Source organism: Acinetobacter gyllenbergii (assembly GCF_001682515.1).
GTDB lineage: Bacteria > Pseudomonadota > Gammaproteobacteria > Pseudomonadales > Moraxellaceae > Acinetobacter > Acinetobacter gyllenbergii.
The window spans coordinates 273,999-290,018 of record NZ_KV575261.1 but is presented as its reverse complement, the minus strand read 5'-3'; the positions used below and the strand labels follow the sequence as shown (position 1 = coordinate 290,018).

Annotated in this window: 21 protein-coding genes; 10 read left to right on the top strand and 11 right to left on the bottom strand. The window is 39.0% G+C overall.

Annotated elements, in window-relative coordinates; translation table 11 throughout:
- Position 1: 1 nt before the first annotated feature.
- The gene (locus NG55_RS01550) at positions 2-262 is read right to left on the bottom strand and encodes a hypothetical protein (protein ID WP_016539923.1); all 261 of its coding nucleotides are present in this window, start codon (positions 260-262) and stop codon (positions 2-4) included.
- A gap of 407 nt (positions 263-669) precedes the next feature.
- Complete coding sequence (gene brnQ / locus NG55_RS01545) at positions 670-1,971, bottom strand: branched-chain amino acid transport system II carrier protein (protein ID WP_016539924.1); 1,302 nt, start codon at positions 1,969-1,971, stop codon at positions 670-672.
- A 360-nt stretch (positions 1,972-2,331) separates the two neighbouring features.
- Between brnQ and map the strand changes: the two genes are divergently transcribed.
- The gene (gene map / locus NG55_RS01540) at positions 2,332-3,126 is read left to right on the top strand and encodes a type I methionyl aminopeptidase (protein WP_016539926.1); all 795 of its coding nucleotides are present in this window, start codon (positions 2,332-2,334) and stop codon (positions 3,124-3,126) included.
- Between the two features lie 27 nt (positions 3,127-3,153).
- On the opposite strand, the gene NG55_RS01535 is transcribed toward map, so the two are convergent.
- Entirely contained in the window at positions 3,154-4,074 is a 921-nt protein-coding gene (locus NG55_RS01535) for a LysR family transcriptional regulator (protein ID WP_004653784.1), read from the bottom strand.
- Positions 4,075-4,129: 55 nt separating this feature from the next.
- On the bottom strand, positions 4,130-4,558 hold the full coding sequence (locus NG55_RS01530) for an HD domain-containing protein (protein ID WP_065342120.1): 429 nt from the start codon (positions 4,556-4,558) through the stop codon (positions 4,130-4,132).
- An 80-nt stretch (positions 4,559-4,638) separates the two neighbouring features.
- Between NG55_RS01530 and NG55_RS01525 the strand changes: the two genes are divergently transcribed.
- Positions 4,639-4,962 carry a hypothetical protein gene (locus NG55_RS01525; RefSeq protein WP_016539928.1) on the top strand — a complete coding sequence of 108 codons (324 nt, stop codon included), beginning with the start codon at positions 4,639-4,641 and terminating at the stop codon, positions 4,960-4,962.
- Positions 4,963-5,013: 51 nt separating this feature from the next.
- Here the strand turns inward: NG55_RS01525 and grxD are convergent, their stop codons facing one another.
- Positions 5,014-5,355 carry a Grx4 family monothiol glutaredoxin gene (gene grxD, locus NG55_RS01520; RefSeq protein ID WP_004639270.1) on the bottom strand — a complete coding sequence of 114 codons (342 nt, stop codon included), beginning with the start codon at positions 5,353-5,355 and terminating at the stop codon, positions 5,014-5,016.
- Positions 5,356-5,518: 163 nt separating this feature from the next.
- Here grxD and NG55_RS01515 point away from each other — a divergent pair, with 163 nt between their 5' ends.
- Positions 5,519-6,733, top strand: a complete 1,215-nt coding sequence (locus NG55_RS01515) for an aspartate aminotransferase family protein (RefSeq protein WP_065342119.1) — start codon at positions 5,519-5,521, stop codon at positions 6,731-6,733.
- 61 nt (positions 6,734-6,794) lie between these two features.
- Here NG55_RS01515 and NG55_RS01510 read toward each other — a convergent pair whose 3' ends face one another.
- From NG55_RS01510 to NG55_RS01500, 3 genes are all read right to left on the bottom strand, one after another.
- Positions 6,795-7,226, bottom strand: a complete 432-nt coding sequence (locus tag NG55_RS01510; RefSeq protein WP_016539930.1) for a CBS domain-containing protein — start codon at positions 7,224-7,226, stop codon at positions 6,795-6,797.
- Positions 7,227-7,364: 138 nt separating this feature from the next.
- Positions 7,365-7,742, bottom strand: a complete 378-nt coding sequence (locus NG55_RS01505; RefSeq protein WP_016539931.1) for a DUF2750 domain-containing protein — start codon at positions 7,740-7,742, stop codon at positions 7,365-7,367.
- 227 nt (positions 7,743-7,969) lie between these two features.
- Positions 7,970-8,203 carry an SEL1-like repeat protein gene (locus NG55_RS01500; protein WP_004653777.1) on the bottom strand — a complete coding sequence of 78 codons (234 nt, stop codon included), beginning with the start codon at positions 8,201-8,203 and terminating at the stop codon, positions 7,970-7,972.
- 226 nt (positions 8,204-8,429) lie between these two features.
- On the opposite strand from NG55_RS01500, the gene NG55_RS01495 reads away from it, so the two are divergent.
- From NG55_RS01495 to NG55_RS01465, 7 genes are all read left to right on the top strand, one after another.
- Positions 8,430-8,789: a hypothetical protein gene (locus NG55_RS01495; RefSeq protein ID WP_016539932.1), complete on the top strand. Its 360-nt coding sequence runs from the start codon at positions 8,430-8,432 to the stop codon at positions 8,787-8,789.
- Between the two features lie 111 nt (positions 8,790-8,900).
- A complete protein-coding gene (locus NG55_RS01490) occupies positions 8,901-9,230 on the top strand; it encodes a hypothetical protein (RefSeq protein ID WP_065342118.1) in 330 nt (109 codons plus the stop codon).
- 118 nt (positions 9,231-9,348) lie between these two features.
- Positions 9,349-10,464 (top strand): signal recognition particle-docking protein FtsY, encoded by a 1,116-nt coding sequence (gene ftsY, locus NG55_RS01485; protein WP_065342117.1) that lies wholly within the window; start codon positions 9,349-9,351, stop codon positions 10,462-10,464.
- 90 nt (positions 10,465-10,554) lie between these two features.
- Positions 10,555-11,370: a tetratricopeptide repeat protein gene (locus tag NG55_RS01480; RefSeq protein WP_065342116.1), complete on the top strand. Its 816-nt coding sequence runs from the start codon at positions 10,555-10,557 to the stop codon at positions 11,368-11,370.
- Positions 11,371-11,505: 135 nt separating this feature from the next.
- Positions 11,506-12,102, top strand: a complete 597-nt coding sequence (locus NG55_RS01475; protein ID WP_016539937.1) for a nitroreductase family protein — start codon at positions 11,506-11,508, stop codon at positions 12,100-12,102.
- Between the two features lie 223 nt (positions 12,103-12,325).
- Complete coding sequence (locus tag NG55_RS01470) at positions 12,326-13,009, top strand: YccT family protein (protein ID WP_065342115.1); 684 nt, start codon at positions 12,326-12,328, stop codon at positions 13,007-13,009.
- Between the two features lie 62 nt (positions 13,010-13,071).
- Positions 13,072-13,590, top strand: coding sequence for a GNAT family N-acetyltransferase (locus NG55_RS01465; RefSeq protein WP_065342114.1), 519 nt, complete (start codon positions 13,072-13,074; stop codon positions 13,588-13,590).
- A gap of 54 nt (positions 13,591-13,644) precedes the next feature.
- Here the strand turns inward: NG55_RS01465 and NG55_RS01460 are convergent, their stop codons facing one another.
- The 3 genes from NG55_RS01460 to NG55_RS21415 are packed head-to-tail and all read right to left on the bottom strand — an operon-like array spanning position 13,645 to position 15,853.
- Positions 13,645-15,306, bottom strand: a complete 1,662-nt coding sequence (locus NG55_RS01460) for a PepSY-associated TM helix domain-containing protein (RefSeq protein WP_065342113.1) — start codon at positions 15,304-15,306, stop codon at positions 13,645-13,647.
- A gap of 1 nt (position 15,307) precedes the next feature.
- Complete coding sequence (locus NG55_RS01455) at positions 15,308-15,595, bottom strand: hypothetical protein (RefSeq protein ID WP_016539941.1); 288 nt, start codon at positions 15,593-15,595, stop codon at positions 15,308-15,310.
- A complete protein-coding gene (locus NG55_RS21415; protein ID WP_081408946.1) occupies positions 15,596-15,853 on the bottom strand; it encodes a hypothetical protein in 258 nt (85 codons plus the stop codon).
- Between the last annotated feature and the right edge of the window lie 167 nt (positions 15,854-16,020).

Genomic DNA, 16,020 nt, shown 5'->3' with positions numbered 1-16,020 from the left:
ATCACTCATCCATTTTTCCTGAAGAATTTTTTTGGCGCGCTGCACTTAACTGTCGAAACTTTCGATCGACGATCGCCCACATACAAAAGGCCAGAGATACAACCAATGCATAAGCAAAATATTCGGGTTTTAAATTACCTTTAATCGTGCCTTGAAATAACAACGTGACCATCAAGGCAAGCGTTGTTGTTGCATATAAGATCGAATCATTCGCCTTCAGAGCGTTAATGAAGACTTGCTTGTTGAAATGTATTGATAACATCTCCATCCCTCCTTGTTGTGACGACAAAACCATGCGTTTTTGTCTGAATTGTTTTTTAAGTTGTACTGCTATTTTCTGAGCATTTCAATAGCAAAAGGGGGTATTTTGAAAATAAATTTATGAATGTATTGATTTATATAACTTTTAAGTATTTTTTATATTAATTTATACTATTTTTTAGTTAAATATTACTCATTATTTTTACATTTTGAAAAAATTGGCCATCAAGATACCCTGCGGAAATAGTATCTTTTAAATGGGATATCAATAAGAAGTAAAGGGTGGCATAGACTGCCCCAAGAAAAGAAAGATTTGTCGTAAACAAAAAATGAACGTTGGATAAAAGAACATTTTCTGTATAGCTAAAATCATGTTTGGGTAAAACATCATTTTAACGACAAATCATTTTAATCTTTAGATGCTGTTACGCGATCAACTACAATTGCAAAAACCAGAACGATGAGCGACGGAAGTAACCATGCAAGATTCTGTTCGTTCAATGGTAAATGTTGAATGAATGTTGGTAATTGTTCAGTAAAGCCGGCTGCTTTAATTGCTTCAATAATGCCGAATAGGAATGCAACCGCAGTCACAGAGCCAACCACGATAGAAGGGTTGTTCCAACGCTTCCAGAAAAAGCTCAGCATAATCACAACAATTGCAGGGGGATAAATTGCACTGAGTACCGGAACTGATACTGCAATCAGCTTGGTTAAACCTAAATTGGAAATCAATAATGAAAAACCAGTCAGGATAAAAACAAGTAATTTATAAGACCAGCCTGTCAATTCGGTAAAATATTCAGCACATGCACAGGTAAGGCCAATTGCGGTCACCATACAGGCAAGGAAAATCAAGATCGTTAAGAAATAAGATCCGTAATCACCAAAGGCGTGTTGTACATAAGCATGCAGAATGATTGCACCATTGGCTGCATTCGGCGCAACTTCATGACTACCTAAGCCAAGTTTAAATAAACTGATATAAACAAGTGTGAGTCCAACACCAGCGATTAAGCTTGCGATAATGGCATATTTGGTAATTAACTTAGCATCCGTTACACCGCGTGATTGAATCGCTTGAATAATCACAATACCGAATACCAAAGCGCCTAAGGTGTCCATGGTCAAATAACCACTTACAAAGCCTTCAGAAACCGGACTTGCGATATAGTTATTCACTGGCGCAGAGATTAAGCCAGTTGGAATAGCAAATGCTGCAATACCTAAAATAGCCAGTGCAACAATTTTTAAAGGTGCCAGTACATGACCCACGGTATCGAGTAATTTGTTTGGATACAGTGAAACTGCAGTCACAAAAGCAAAATAAACAACACTATAGATAAACAGGCTGCTGCCTGATGTACCGAAGTAGGGAGCAAAACCAATTTCATACGAAACGGTTGCGGTACGAGGTGTCGCAAATAGTGGGCCTACAGATAAATAGCAGACAATCGTTAACAGCAGGCTAAAGAAACGTCCAAGTGGAGAACTGATGATCTCGATTGAGCCTTTCATACGAGATAAGGCCATAATCGTAATGACAGGCAGACCAACTGCGGTAATTAAGAAACCGAAAGCGGCAAGCCAAACATGTTCACCAGCCTGCTGAGCAACGATTGGAGGAAAGATAATATTGCCTGCGCCAATAAATAACGCGAAGGTCATAAAACCTAAAGCAATGATATCTCCTGTACGAAGTTGATTCATAAAGAGGGAGGCATAAAATAAAAGTGCGAATTTTAGAACAAAAAAGCGTTCTTTTGAAACTAATTTATGTGAAATTTGGTTGATTTTTGACTAAAAAGAAATGATTAAAATCATATAATTAGTAATGGTAAAGCTAATATGTTGAAAAGCTTTCTAAAACTCGAAAAATACAGAAGGACGTGAATTTACCCAGATGCGGTCAATCGAGTTTAAATATAAAAATAAAAATGGTCTTTTAGTCTTAAATAGATTGAAGATTTCAATGGGAAGGCGTACAAATATTGAAATACTTTATGCAGTCCCCATATTAATTTTTCTGCATGTGATTTTAATCTGATTGATGAATAAGGAAAATCTCGAATGAGAGCTTCTACTGTGACCATTAAAACTGAACAAGATATCGAGAAATTAAGAATCTCGGGTCGTTTAGCGGCACAAGTGCTGGAAATGATTGGCGCCTATATCAAGCCAGGTGTTTCAACTGAATATTTAGATGATATCTGTAATGATTATATTGTGAATACCTTGCAGGTGATTCCTGCCAATGTGGGCTATCACGGTTTTACCAAGACCACCTGTATTTCAGTCAATGAAGAAGTTTGTCATGCAATTCCTTCTGCAAAAAAGATTTTGCAGGACGGTGATATTTTAAATATTGATGTTGCTGTGATTAAAGATGGTTATTTTGGTGATACTAGTCGTATGTACTTCGTGGGTGAGCCGAGTCCCGAAGCCAAGAAACTGGTGGAAACAACCTATGAAGCCATGCTTGCGGGGATTCATGCAGTCAAACCTGGTGCGACATTAGGTGATATTGGGCATGCGATTCAGTCCGTTGCGCATCGTGACGGTTATAGCATTGTGCGTGAATACTGTGGACATGGGATTGGCCGTATTTACCATGAGCAGCCAAATATCCTGCATTATGGCCAAAAAGGTCAAGGTATGGTCTTGAAAAAAGGCATGGTGTTTACCATTGAACCGATGGTGAATGCGGGTAAACGTTATGTGAAAGAACTCAATGATGGCTGGACTGTAGTGACACAAGATAAGTCTCTATCCGCTCAATGGGAACATATGGTTGCTGTAACAGATGACGGTTTTGAATTATTAACGCCATGGCCAAATGGCACAGGGCATTATCCTGCTGTTTAGGCTACTCAAAAAGAAAAGCGCGATTTGTTAATCGCGCTTTTTTCTGGTTGAACATTGGGTTAGTTGCTCGACCAAATAATCAATGAAGACACGTACTGCAGGAAGTAAACCACGACGAGATGGATAAACAGCATGGAATATACCATGTGGCGCAGTCCATTCTGGTAGTACCGTAACTAATTGCCCAGATTTCACAAAATCTTGGGCAATACTGTCTGGTAGTAACGCAATGCCACAGTTTTGTGTTGCTAACTCAGCCAACATCAAAAGATTTGATCCCATAATCACAGGATTGACTTTAATTTTTTTCTGTTGTTGATCTGGGCCTGTCAGTAAGAACTGTTGATCCAGATGTTCTTCCGACATACTAATAATGCGGTGTTCAGCCAGTTGTTCTGGACTGTTAAGATGACCAAACTCATTTAAATAAGCTTGACTGGCAAAAAGACGTTGTTCAATCGCTTCAAATTGGCGTAATACAAGGTTCGGATCATCATCCAATTTAGAACGCACTCGTAAAGCAAGATCAATTCCTTCGTTAATGACATCAACACGACGGTTGCTGATCATCATCTGAACCCGAACTTCAGGATATTTTTTTAAAAAGGCGGGTAGGATTTTTGCCATCTGGTTTTGTGCGATATCAACAGGCACACTTACTTTAATCACGCCACGGGGCTGGCTGCTTAAATGATTGACCACATCGTGTGCAGCTTGCGCGGCATTCATCATCACTTGCGCATGGCGGTAGACATCCATGCCGATGTCTGTAACAGCAAAGTGACGCGAACTACGTTGAATCAGACGTACACCCAGTTGTTCTTCAAGATTATAAACTCTGCGGCTGAGTTTAGATTTAGGAATGTCAGTTGCACGTTCTGCGGCACTAAAGCCACCGTGCTCTACAACGAGCGCAAAGCAATAAAAATCATCTAAATCCGTTAGCATTAAGCTATAAACTCCAGCTTCTTGTCATCAAGTAAAATTCATACACACGTAATTATTAAACATTTTGGGCCAATAAAATATCTCTAACCTGTTTATATTCGTTCAATCGCTCAAAATCTTTGGCGGTTGGCAATGAAATTCGAGATAAGTCCATATTGTCAGTGATATCTGCCAATTTCACAACACGTGCCAAAGGGTTTTGTACGGTTCGTTGCGCGGCCTGTATTCGAGATTCACCCTGTTGTTTCGTTAGTGCGAGGATGGCCTCGATAATGTGCGCTTGAAATCCCAGCATTTGTAAGTCTTCGATACGGGTATTGGTATCTTCCAAAACATCATGTAAAACAGCAATGATTTTGTGTTCGATACTGGGTACATTCAGCATCACTCTGAGCGGGTGTAAAATATAGGGTGCATTGGCTTTATCAACTTGGCCCTCATGTTGTTTTGCTGCAAATGCAATGGCTTGTTCAAGTGTTGCCATCAGCTAAATCCTCCTATGCAAGATAGATTAGCGCGTCATATTCTTTTAAACTAACTGAAATTTTTAACGCTTTATTATATATGTCATATCAACTTATCAACATTGTCGATGCGACCCAAAACATTGTATGTCCTTTTTGCCAACATGCAGTTTTAGACTGGGATCAGGAGCAATATATTCAACCGTGTGAGCATACGGTATTCATGGCAATGGATTTGGGCTTTGAGTTTATCGCAGATCGCTTTGAAGATGTTTTACCACAATCTGTCGATGAAATTCATGAAGACCCCAATATGAATATTTTTGCTAGTGTGACCCAAGCAAATTATCCTGATTTACAGATTTATAAAGCTGATTTGGGTGTAGAAGGGATGTTCCGCTATGTTGGTTTTAGTCCAAACTAAAATTCTTCCAATAAAAAAGCCAATCATTTGATTGGCTTTTTGCTTTACAGCTTATGCTTCAGGCGCTGGGCTGTACTGTTCAACTAATGGCTTTAATTCGCCATTTTGGAACATTTCAAGCATGATATCGCTACCACCGATTAACTCGCCATTGATCCATAACTGTGGGAAAGTAGGCCAGTTCGCAATTTGTGGTAAAGTTGCACGAATATCTTGATTTTCCAAAATATTTACATAGGCAAATGGACGACCAATTTGGCTAAGTGCTTCTACTGCTCGAGCAGAAAAACCACATTGCGGGAATTGTGGAGTGCCTTTCATGTAAAGTAAAACAGGGTGTTTCGCAATTTGATCACGAATTAACGCTACTGTATCACGCGCTTGTTCCGTCATAGATAGATCCTCTACTAATCTCCCTGCATTATACCTAAAAAAAAGCGTGACGGAGGATTGCAGAAGATTTTTCTTATATAAATGTGACTTTAGGCTTTCAATCTATGCAAGTTTTTGCTTATATAACTTTTTTCACCACAACTAATGATAGATTGAGTTTGTTATGACTAATATCACTCTTGCTCCTGTGCAACCTGATCAACCATCACATCTTATGGCGACTTATGGCCGTCAAGCGATCAGCTTTGTACGAGGACGAGGGGCGTATGTATATACGGCAGATGGTACAGAATATTTAGATGCACTCACAGGCATTGCCGTATGTGGCTTAGGCCATGCACATCCTGTGATTGCAGCGGCAATTGCTGAACAAGCTGCGACATTGGTGCATACCAGTAATTTATTTGAAATTCCTTGGCAAACGGCAGCAGCACAAAAACTAGCTGAAGTTTCAGGTATGGAAGAAATTTTCTTTTCCAACAGCGGTGCAGAATCAAACGAAGGTGCGATCAAAATTGCACGCAAATTTGGCGCACAACAAGGCATTACCAATCCTAAAATTTTAGTTGCTGAACAATCATTCCATGGGCGTACTTTGGCAACCTTGTCTGCAACAGGTAATAAAAAAGTTCAGGAAGGTTTTGCCCCTTTGGTTGAAGGCTTTATTCGCGTCCCTTTTGGTGATGTTGAAGCGATTCAAGAAGCCGCCATCAACCACCCAGATATTGTTGCGATTTTGATTGAGCCGATTCAAGGTGAAGGTGGAGTCAATACTGCACCACAGGGTTTTAGCTATCTGGAAGATGTTCGTGCGCTATGTAATCAGCATAACTGGCTGATGATGCTGGATGAGATTCAAACAGGAAATGGCCGTACAGGTAAATACTTTGCCTATCAGCATACCAATATTGTTCCTGATGTGATGACCACGGCCAAAGGTTTGGGGAATGGCTTTCCAATCGGTGCAGTCATGACCCAAGGTAAAGCAGTAGGCTTACTTGGTGCAGGTAGTCATGGTTCTACTTATGGTGGAACAGTGTTGGGTTCACGTGTGGTATATACAGTGCTTGATACACTAGAAAAGGAAAATGCAGTTGAAAACGCTGCTACTGTGGGCGCTTATATTGTTGATCAGTTAAGCGCACAATTGGCTGATTACAGTGTAAAAGTACGTGGTTTCGGGATGATGATCGGTATTCAATTACCAAAAGACTGCGCTGAATTGGTGGCGATTGCACGTGATGAATATCAATTGATTATCAATGTTACTGCAGGTTCAGTGGTGCGTTTATTGCCGCCGCTAAATATGACACAAGCACAAGCAGATGAATTGTTAAAACGCCTTGTGCCTGCCATTCAAAACTTCCTCAAGGCTTAATTAAGTAATACCTAATAAAAAAGGGCAAATTCATTGCCCTTTTTTATGTCTGGTTAAATCTTTAACCAGAGATATATTGTTGAAGTTGTTCAATCAGAATACGTTGATCATCCATTGCAGCTTTAACCAAATCACCAATGGAGATAAAACCGACTAGCTTCTCTTGATCAAGTACAGGTAAATGACGTAAATGACGATCAGTCATAAGGTTAAGGCATTCTTCTACTGTATGGTTTAAACCAACTGAGATTACTTTTGAAGTCATAATATCCGCGACAGGGGTATTATTTGAAGAGCGCTCCATCAAGGCAATTTTACGGGTATAGTCACGTTCAGAGAAAATCCCGACGACTTTCTCATCTTCAGCAACGACTAAAGCACCTACACCTTTGTCTGCCATAATTTTAATTGCTTCAAGTACAGTCGCATTCGGTGAAATGGTGAAAATTGATTGTACTGCTTTATTCTTGATGACTTGAGCAACGATTGTCATTGTTTATCCACCTGTGTTGTATTGTCATTTTCATTTAACTTAACGGTATTTTTTTTAATTGCAAAGCCCTAATTTCTCTCCAACGATAACTTTTTCTCATGAATGTCTAAAAAGTCATCATTGGGATGATGAGAATGATTAAACGGCCACTGCCGTCGGGTGTGGCATAAAGAAAAAGTGCTGCATTTGCTGAGTTGAAAGTTTAAATTTTCGGTGAGAAGAGTTGAATAACGCCGGTTCAACCTGTAAACGGGTTAAGGTCGGAAGCAATGACTCATGAAAATCTTTCGGCGTAATTTTACGTGGCGTGTAGTTTTTCCAGTGTGCTTTTGCATAGCGATGAGCTTGAACGCCGTTGAGCCAGAAAGGGAATACGTGACCGTCTTGATCTGATTTGATGGCCCAACCTTGATGGTACAGACCCCAAAGAACACCACAATACATCATTGTTTTAAGAATTGAAATTTTAAACATCAACTCACGCGAGACTGGTTGGAAATGGTTGAAACGGTACATGTTATTAAACTAATATTCTTAAACTTATGTTTTATTATAAGAAATATAGATGGCAGTTATGTTTAAACAATTGATCTAAATCGTAAGCAAATATTGTTGCGACTTGGAACGCCACCTGAGCAAGACAAAGCGACTAAGCTTTGACGTAGCGCAAGTCAGAAATGTGAAAGGATAATGTTAATACGTTTTACACAGGTATTAAAAAACGCCACCTAAGTGACGTTTCTTTATGCTTGTAAGGTTGCCATTTTCTGCCAATACTGGGCTTTCAAGGAATCACGTTCGACTCGGAAGCCTTGATAATACAATTCTGCTAAAAATAATGCCGCTTTACCGTGACCTGCTTTTGCTACTTCCTCTAGCTCTTTTACTGCATCTTGGAAGTTTTTTTGCGATTGAATTGTATTGACCGCATTTGCATATACATGCTCTAGTTCATGGTGTGTAAATTGTTGAATCATATAATAACTCCTTATTTTAATTATGATTACCGCAAATTCTATTCAAAGATACTCTACTTTGAATTTAAGCTACTTTAACTCTGAATTATTAAAGTAATATGACAAATTGATGGAAATGTCAAATATATTAAGTATCTTTGCTTAAATAAAAGCTTACACGATTAAACATTAACCACAAATAATTTTAAGTAAAATCAAAGTGAGAATAATAGAAAAGGAGAATAACATGTCAAATGTCATTGATGGCGTAACTGTGGATGTTCCACCATTAGAAAGTCAAATTATTGCTTTAGCTCATCATCATCGTCAATTGCTTGATGAAGCCATTTTCCATCAAGAAATTCACTTAGGTGATTACTGCTTGGCACAGCGTAAACGCGTGTATGACTTTGCTAGCCATTTAAGCCCAGAGCAAAAAGATCAGTTCTATCGGATCTATGATGGAGAGTTAAAAAATATTGCAGATGACGATGACTTGCATCCTGCCGATGCTGAAAGTGGTGTAGGGATGTTTGCCATTTTTATTACCTTAGTCATCATTGCATTTATTCTGTATTTCTCTTTTGTCCGTACATTGATTAGTTAGTCATTGTTAAAGTGATTTACGTTCAATAAGTTGTGGAATTGTGACTTATTGAACGTTGCACTTGTCCTAAGCGAATCAGAGACATACACTACCTCTAATTCGAGGTAGGTTATGTTGTCTATAATTTCTAAGCATAAAGTGATGCAATCCAAATTAGGATTCAAACTAGACCAATTTTATAATGTTTTGGTCGGTATTATTATTTTGTCTATTTTTATACTCGCGTATAACGCATTACAGCGTCCAATCAATACAGTGCAATATCAAAAAATAGTTCAATACGCGCAGCAAGCCAGTCATCCAAGAACACAGCATTTGGCAGAAGAGGTGTTAACACACAGTTCAATTCGCCGTGTGGACTACCTCAAGTTGTTAAATGCGTATCAATTTGAGTCAAATCGGATTAAGCAATATCCTGCAATGGCAAAAGAAGATGAATGAGTTTTAATCGACTCATTTCTATTGATAAATGAATGACTTGCCATGGTCGGGAAAACCAAATCAATTTATGCTAGACTGACCATCTTTTTTAAAGCTGCTTTAATCTCAAGGAATCGACATGCAACAGCAATCGAATATGCAAAATAAATTCTTGATAAATGCTGATATCGGCGATGACGATGTCACATTACCGAGTTTACCTGCTGTCGATGTTCCCATTATTGAGCCAGTTGTACAGCCAGCAGTTGAAACAGTTGTAGCGGCACCCATTGTCGATCAACCTATGGCCGCTGAAGAAGAGACCAAATCAACGGGTTTCTTTGGTCGTATGAAGGATGGGTTGACTAAAACTCGTCGCAGTTTTACCGATGGCATGGTCAATATCTTAATTGGTGGTAAAGAGATTGATGATGAATTACTAGAAGAGGTTGAAGAGCAGTTATTGGTTGCAGACATTGGTGTCGATGCAACTAAAACCATTATTGCGAACTTGACTGAGCGAACAGCACGTGGTGATTTGATTTATTCACATGCTTTGTATAAAGCATTGCAAGAAGAATTGGTGGCTTTGCTTGCACCGCGTGTTAAACCCTTACATATTGATCCAAATAAATCACCGTATGTGATTTTGATGGTCGGTGTAAATGGTGTGGGTAAAACCACAACCATTGGTAAATTGGCAAAGCGTTTACAAGGCGAAGGTAAAAAAGTGATGTTGGCGGCAGGTGATACCTTCCGTGCAGCAGCCACAGAGCAGCTGCAAATTTGGGGTGAGCGTAATGATATCCCTGTGGTGGCTCAAGGTCATGGTGCGGATAGTGCTTCCGTGATTTTTGATGCTTTTGAAAGTGCGCGTGCTAAAGGCATTGATGTCTTGATCGCCGATACTGCAGGACGTTTGCAGAATAAAGCCAACTTGATGGAAGAGTTGAAAAAAGTAAAGCGTGTAATGCAAAAGATTGATGCAACTGCGCCACATGAGATTATGTTGATTGTAGATGCAGGTACGGGTCAAAATGCAATTAACCAAGTTCAACTGTTTGACGAAGCGGTTGGCTTAACAGGGATTACCATTACCAAGCTGGATGGTACGGCAAAAGGCGGCGTGTTATTTAATATTGCAAGTCGTACTCATGTCCCGATTCGTTATATCGGTGTCGGTGAGAAAATTGATGATTTGCGTCCTTTCTCAGCAAAATCATTTGTTGCTGCATTATTTGAAACCGATAAGTAGTTTTTAAGATGCATAAAAGCCGATTTTTCGGCTTTTATTTTTTTACAAAGTTATTTTCTAAAAAATTAATAATTTAAAAGAGCATTTAAGATGAAATTTTTATTAAAACCTATCGCACGCCTCATTTTAATCTACTCATTCGCAATAACAACGGTCAGTGCATTTACAGAGGCTGTAGGAATAAAAGCACTCACAGAGGATGCCGAACAAGGTGATGTTGAAGCACAATATAATTTGGGTGCGATGTATGCAGACGGCGATGGGGTTGAGCAAAACGATGCGAAAGCTTTTGAATGGTTTCAGAAAGCTGCCAATCAAGGAGAAGCATCCGCTCAATATAACTTGGCAGTGATGTATGACAATGGCCGTGGGATTGAAAAAAATGAGCTGGAAGCCGTTAAATGGTATAAGAAAGCGGCTGACCAAGGTGTTGCTTATGCTCAATATAATCTAGCGAATATGTATGCAAACGGACGTGGTATCGCACAAGATGAAGCAAAAGCAGTTGAATGGTATAGCGTAGCTGCGAATAAAGGAAATGTAAAAGCTCAGAACAATTTAGCCTGGATGTATCAAAATGGCAAAGGCGTACCAAAGGATGATCAAAAAGCTTTTAAGTGGTATCAGGTCGCAGCCAAGGAAGGAAACGGCAATGCTCAATACAATCTGGGAGTGATGTATGACAACGGGAAAGGCATCGAAAAGGATGTAAAGCAAGCTTATTACTGGTATTTTAAGGCAGCTGAGCAAGGGGATTTGGATGCACAGCATCATTTAAGAATGTCTTATTTACTAAAACAACTCGATCAATCTGTACAGAAAAGATATAAAATGATTTCAAAAGACTGGGTGATTCCTGTTGTTGATGCTGAGGAAGCGAGTGAGGTAGATTCTGAGGCATATTAGTTTGAGGTCGCTTCAACTGTTTCAAAAATAAAACGATCTGTCATGTTTTTTAGACTATTCCTAAAAAATGCGTCGTTATACACTACATTCAATCCAAGATAACGGTCCAAAGGCCACATAGGTAGGAATAACAACATGAGCAACTTCTTAAATAGCATTAAATCACGCCGTACCATTTATGCGATTGGTAAAAACCTTAGTGTTGACCAAACCAAAGTTGAAGAAACCATCCGTGAAGCGGTAAAACAAAGCCCATCATCATTCAACTCACAAACTTCACGTGTTGTGACTTTATATGGTGATTCTCATGTTAAATTTTGGGAAATCGTACGTGAGACTTTACGTAAAATGGTACCAGCAGAAGCGTTTGCGAATACAAGTGCAAAAATTGATAGCTTTTCAGCTGGTTTTGGTACAGCGTTATTTTATGAAGATCAAGATGTTGTAAAAGGCTTACAAGAGCAATTTGCATTATATGCTGATAACTTCCCTGTATGGTCAGAACATTCAAGTGCAATCGCTCAGTTCGCAACTTGGACAGCTTTGTCAGAAATTGGTGTAGGTGCATCATTACAGCACTACAACCCAATTATTGATGCAGAAGTTGCAGAAACTTTTGATATTCCTGCAAACTGGAAATTACGCGCTCAGCTTGTATTCGGTTCAATTGAAGCAGCGGCAGGTGAGAAAACATATATGGATGATGCTGCACGCTTCAAAACTTTTAATTAAGTTAAAAGCAGCATCAATAAAAGAGCACTTTTGAGTGCTCTTTTTTTATGTGAATTGGAATATTCGCCAAAAGAAGTATGGTGCTTATAATCAAAAATGATGTATATATCTTAAATAAACTAAATTGTTGCAATAGACAGTTTTAATTTTTGTCATAAAATGGTCATAATCGCAGAGCATAGTGCTTACGATTTCATAAATTGTTTATATCGAGAAGAGTCTAATGTCTTTAAGAGTTGGTGTTGCTGCTTTCGGTTTGTTATTAAGTAGTTCAGTTTTTTCTGCAGTCACGATTACTGCCCCTGAAGAAATTGTGATTCTTGCTGTAAATGGTCAAGAAGTAAATACTGGATTAATTCCATCAAAAAAGAATAACTATCAAGTTGATCCGGGTAATTTAACCGTCAATGTTCGTTATCGAGAATATTTTGAACATTTGAATGGTGAGCATGACATCATTAAATCAGGCGTTGTCACGATTCAAGCGCCTGATCTGCAAGACAACCAATCTTATACTTTAGGTCTCGTAAATGCCCCTAAAGATTTTGAAGCAGCAAAAAAATATGCGGATCAACCAACGGTTGCGTTATACGATCAAAATAAAAAATTGGTGGTACAGCAAACAGGTGCAAATAATGAAGCACAGCCATGGTTTACTGGCAGTAATTTATTAAGCCGTACTTTGGATTTAACGCAAAAGAATAAAAATAATGCTGTGAATCAACCTGCACCTGTTTATGCAGGAACAACATCACAAGTAGCTGCAACCGCACCTGTAGCAGTAACAACGGCAGCAACAGTCGGTACAGCAAAAACTACAGATCAACAATTGGTAGAGTTATGGCAGAAAGCGTCTAAAGCAGAGCGCCAAAAATTTATGGCTTGGTTAGCTGGTCAAACAAACTAATCTAAAATTTAATAAGAAAGCCGATGTTATCATCGGCTTTCTTATGTGTGGGGTAAAATAAAATGTCTTTAAAGATTAGAAAAGCAAAGAATAGTGATTTGGAGCAATTGGTTAAGCTGATTAATATTGCTTATAGAGAACAATCAGAACGTAGTTGGACAACTGAAAAAGCGTATGTGCAAGGTGATCGCATTCGGAAATTTCAATTAGAACAAGAATTGCAGCAACCAAATTTCGAATTATTGGTGGGTGAGTTAGACAAGGATGAGATCATTGCTTGCATAGGGTTAAGCGTGAATGATAATTGTATAGAGATTGGTACTTTTGCTGTTGATCCGAGCATACAGAATCAAGGTTATGGTCGTGAAATGCTAAATTATGCTGAATTATATATTCGTAAAACCTATCCAAAGCTTCGTGATTTAGTCATGCATGTTTTAGATGTCCGTACTGAACTGTTGGCCTATTATCAGCGTCGTGGTTACCAAATAACGGGGCGGAAAAGTGAATATCCACTTGAGGCAAATGTAGGACAACCGCTTGTGTCTATTCAGCTGATTGAAATGAAAAAATCTCTTTAAGGCATAAAAAGAGCCATGATGGGTGGAAACAATCATGGCTCTAAAAATAGGAGGTTATACTTGGTTTTCAGTAAGAGATGGCGCGTGGTCAACTTTTTGCGTAGACCAAATTGAACCAACTGGTGCAGCTTGAGCACGGTCTCTGGCTTGTTGATAAAAACGTATAAATACCAAAGCAAATACCAAAGCAGTGATATCAATCCAAATCAAACGGCCTGTTGAATACCAAAGCCCTTGAATTGGGAATAAATAGGCAAGTACAGACGTCGCAGGAATGAGCAATAAAACCACAGCAATTGCGAAGAACAACTGAGTTAAAGCTTTTGCTGCGCCAATAATGAAGCTGTATGTAATACACGCAATAAATACAAAATAGTAGCTATACATAAATACATGGTTATGACTTTGTAATTGCAATGGAATGACATAAGCCCATCGACCAATCAACATACTGGTAAATATCGCCAGCATACAACCTAGACAAGCGCCGATGGTCAGGTTAGCAATAAACATCACGTCCTTGCGTTGTTGCGGTACTGGTAAGTTCGGATTCTTTTGCTTACGCAAGCGCGTTTCAATCCACAGAATATTGCCTGAATAAAATAGATATGCGCCACCTAAGCCGAAGATCAAATAAATCCAGCGAATTGGCTCACCACCATAATTACCAAAGTGTAAGGCAAACATTGAACGAATCAGAGACGCGGCTGAACTTTCTTCAGTGGATAGGGTTTTGGTTGGGTAAGGTGTGTTTTGATACGGATTGAATGACATATAGTCGAAGGTATCACCACGAAGCATACGATCAGGATGATATAAAGCGACAAAGGCAGATGCACGTTCAGGATGATCTAGTTGGTTAAAACGAATGCCATCAATCCGATAATCAGGTGCTGCTTTTTGAATGTTGAGAAAAACCTTTTCCACATCTAGCTGCGGGTTTGGCTCAACAATTTTAACCGCTGGTGGACGTTCAAATAGTGGCTTATCTTTCGATACCAGTTGGGTCAATGCGGCATAGAAAATATCATGAAAAGCAAAAACCACCACACTTACACTAATAATGATATGAAAGGGTAAGCTGGTAATGCCAATGACATTATGTGTATCTAACCAAAACCTTTTTTTATTTTTACCTTTGCGTACGGCAAAATAATCGTTGATCAGGGTGGGTAATAACACAATTAAACCCGACATAATGGCGAGAAAGTATAGAACTGCCACAACGCCCATCACCATTACACCTGCGGTATGGTGCCCCATCATACCCGGGATACCTGCTGTTTCATGCAGTTGTTCAATTAGCCAACCGAGTTTTGACACATTTTCTTGTTTGGCAATCAGTTGTCCATTTTGATCCAGAGTTGCTAGCATGCTTGTTTGGGTAATATCAATGCCATGATGATCTTCAGCCTCCGCATGAGCAGCTTCCCATTGGATCGGTGCATTATGTCCTTCTGGCGAGCTAAAGCTTAAAGTGAATGCCTTTTGTGTTTCAGGGAATTTGGCCTGTACTTGCTCAACCAGTTGATTATATTGATTAGGCTGAATTGCAGCTAATTTTTGTTGGGGAGGCGTAGCCCATTGGCTGAGGTGATGCTGGAACATGGTTAAACCACCAGCAAAAAAACAGATAAATAATAAAATACCTGCACTGATGCCCACCCATGTATGTAGGTTTTTGCCAGTTTTAATGATGTCTGCGCGAATTTTCATTTTAGCCCCTGATCCAAAATAACAAGGCATAAGCGAGAATATTGGCAATGCTATAAATTAAAAAACTTTGCCAACCTTTAGGTATGAAATAAGCAATAAAGAACACGCAGAGCCAAATCCATGGGATGGACCACATACCTAATTGTGGAGCGATTGAAGTGTCTGCATTGGATTTACTGAGTAGCAGAATAATTGCTCCCATCGCCATCGAGAAGCTGAGGCCGAGAACAGCGCCAACAAATGTTTTGGTCCACCAGTCTGGTTGGAGTTTTTGCTTAAGCATGTTCATTTAAGCAGACCTTTTCATGAGCATAATGAAGGGTGCAAATGACCAAACGAGGGTGGCAATTGCAAGCCAGATCAAAATAGCAACCAAAAGCGGTAAACAATAAATCAAGATGCTTAACCCGAATATGAAGCTCACCAGCGCCATATAAAAAAATGGTCGAGGCAGTTGCTTGTTGAGGAAAATTTGATTGGGATGGCTGAGATAAACACTCATACAAGCGAGTAGTGAAACCATGATCCCAAAGAGTTTTAAAGTCATGTTGAGAGTCTGTTAACATTAATGATAATAATTATTATTTAAATTCAATAAAAATTAAAGCATATATTCAAAAACTTAATTGATTTGGGTAGAACATGATGATTTAAATGCTATTGATAATTGTTATCATTTGTGTATTATGTAAAAAAATATTTCATCTCGGGGGA

Excerpts from the sequence above, each read along its gene's own strand:
- NG55_RS01550 (WP_016539923.1), bottom strand. The coding sequence starts at position 262 with ATGTTATCAATACATTTCAACAAGCAAGTCTTCATTAACGCTCTGAAG.
- brnQ (WP_016539924.1), bottom strand. The coding sequence starts at position 1,971 with ATGAATCAACTTCGTACAGGAGATATCATTGCTTTAGGTTTTATGACC.
- map (WP_016539926.1), top strand. The coding sequence starts at position 2,332 with ATGAGAGCTTCTACTGTGACCATTAAAACTGAACAAGATATCGAGAAA.
- NG55_RS01535 (WP_004653784.1), bottom strand. The coding sequence starts at position 4,074 with ATGCTAACGGATTTAGATGATTTTTATTGCTTTGCGCTCGTTGTAGAG.
- NG55_RS01530 (WP_065342120.1), bottom strand. The coding sequence starts at position 4,558 with ATGGCAACACTTGAACAAGCCATTGCATTTGCAGCAAAACAACATGAG.
- NG55_RS01525 (WP_016539928.1), top strand. The coding sequence starts at position 4,639 with ATGTCATATCAACTTATCAACATTGTCGATGCGACCCAAAACATTGTA.
- grxD (WP_004639270.1), bottom strand. The coding sequence starts at position 5,355 with ATGACGGAACAAGCGCGTGATACAGTAGCGTTAATTCGTGATCAAATT.
- NG55_RS01515 (WP_065342119.1), top strand. The coding sequence starts at position 5,519 with ATGACTAATATCACTCTTGCTCCTGTGCAACCTGATCAACCATCACAT.
- NG55_RS01510 (WP_016539930.1), bottom strand. The coding sequence starts at position 7,226 with ATGACAATCGTTGCTCAAGTCATCAAGAATAAAGCAGTACAATCAATT.
- NG55_RS01505 (WP_016539931.1), bottom strand. The coding sequence starts at position 7,742 with ATGTACCGTTTCAACCATTTCCAACCAGTCTCGCGTGAGTTGATGTTT.
- NG55_RS01500 (WP_004653777.1), bottom strand. The coding sequence starts at position 8,203 with ATGATTCAACAATTTACACACCATGAACTAGAGCATGTATATGCAAAT.
- NG55_RS01495 (WP_016539932.1), top strand. The coding sequence starts at position 8,430 with ATGTCAAATGTCATTGATGGCGTAACTGTGGATGTTCCACCATTAGAA.
- NG55_RS01490 (WP_065342118.1), top strand. The coding sequence starts at position 8,901 with ATGTTGTCTATAATTTCTAAGCATAAAGTGATGCAATCCAAATTAGGA.
- ftsY (WP_065342117.1), top strand. The coding sequence starts at position 9,349 with ATGCAACAGCAATCGAATATGCAAAATAAATTCTTGATAAATGCTGAT.
- NG55_RS01480 (WP_065342116.1), top strand. The coding sequence starts at position 10,555 with ATGAAATTTTTATTAAAACCTATCGCACGCCTCATTTTAATCTACTCA.
- NG55_RS01475 (WP_016539937.1), top strand. The coding sequence starts at position 11,506 with ATGAGCAACTTCTTAAATAGCATTAAATCACGCCGTACCATTTATGCG.
- NG55_RS01470 (WP_065342115.1), top strand. The coding sequence starts at position 12,326 with ATGTCTTTAAGAGTTGGTGTTGCTGCTTTCGGTTTGTTATTAAGTAGT.
- NG55_RS01465 (WP_065342114.1), top strand. The coding sequence starts at position 13,072 with ATGTCTTTAAAGATTAGAAAAGCAAAGAATAGTGATTTGGAGCAATTG.
- NG55_RS01460 (WP_065342113.1), bottom strand. The coding sequence starts at position 15,306 with ATGAAAATTCGCGCAGACATCATTAAAACTGGCAAAAACCTACATACA.
- NG55_RS01455 (WP_016539941.1), bottom strand. The coding sequence starts at position 15,595 with ATGAACATGCTTAAGCAAAAACTCCAACCAGACTGGTGGACCAAAACA.
- NG55_RS21415 (WP_081408946.1), bottom strand. The coding sequence starts at position 15,853 with ATGACTTTAAAACTCTTTGGGATCATGGTTTCACTACTCGCTTGTATG.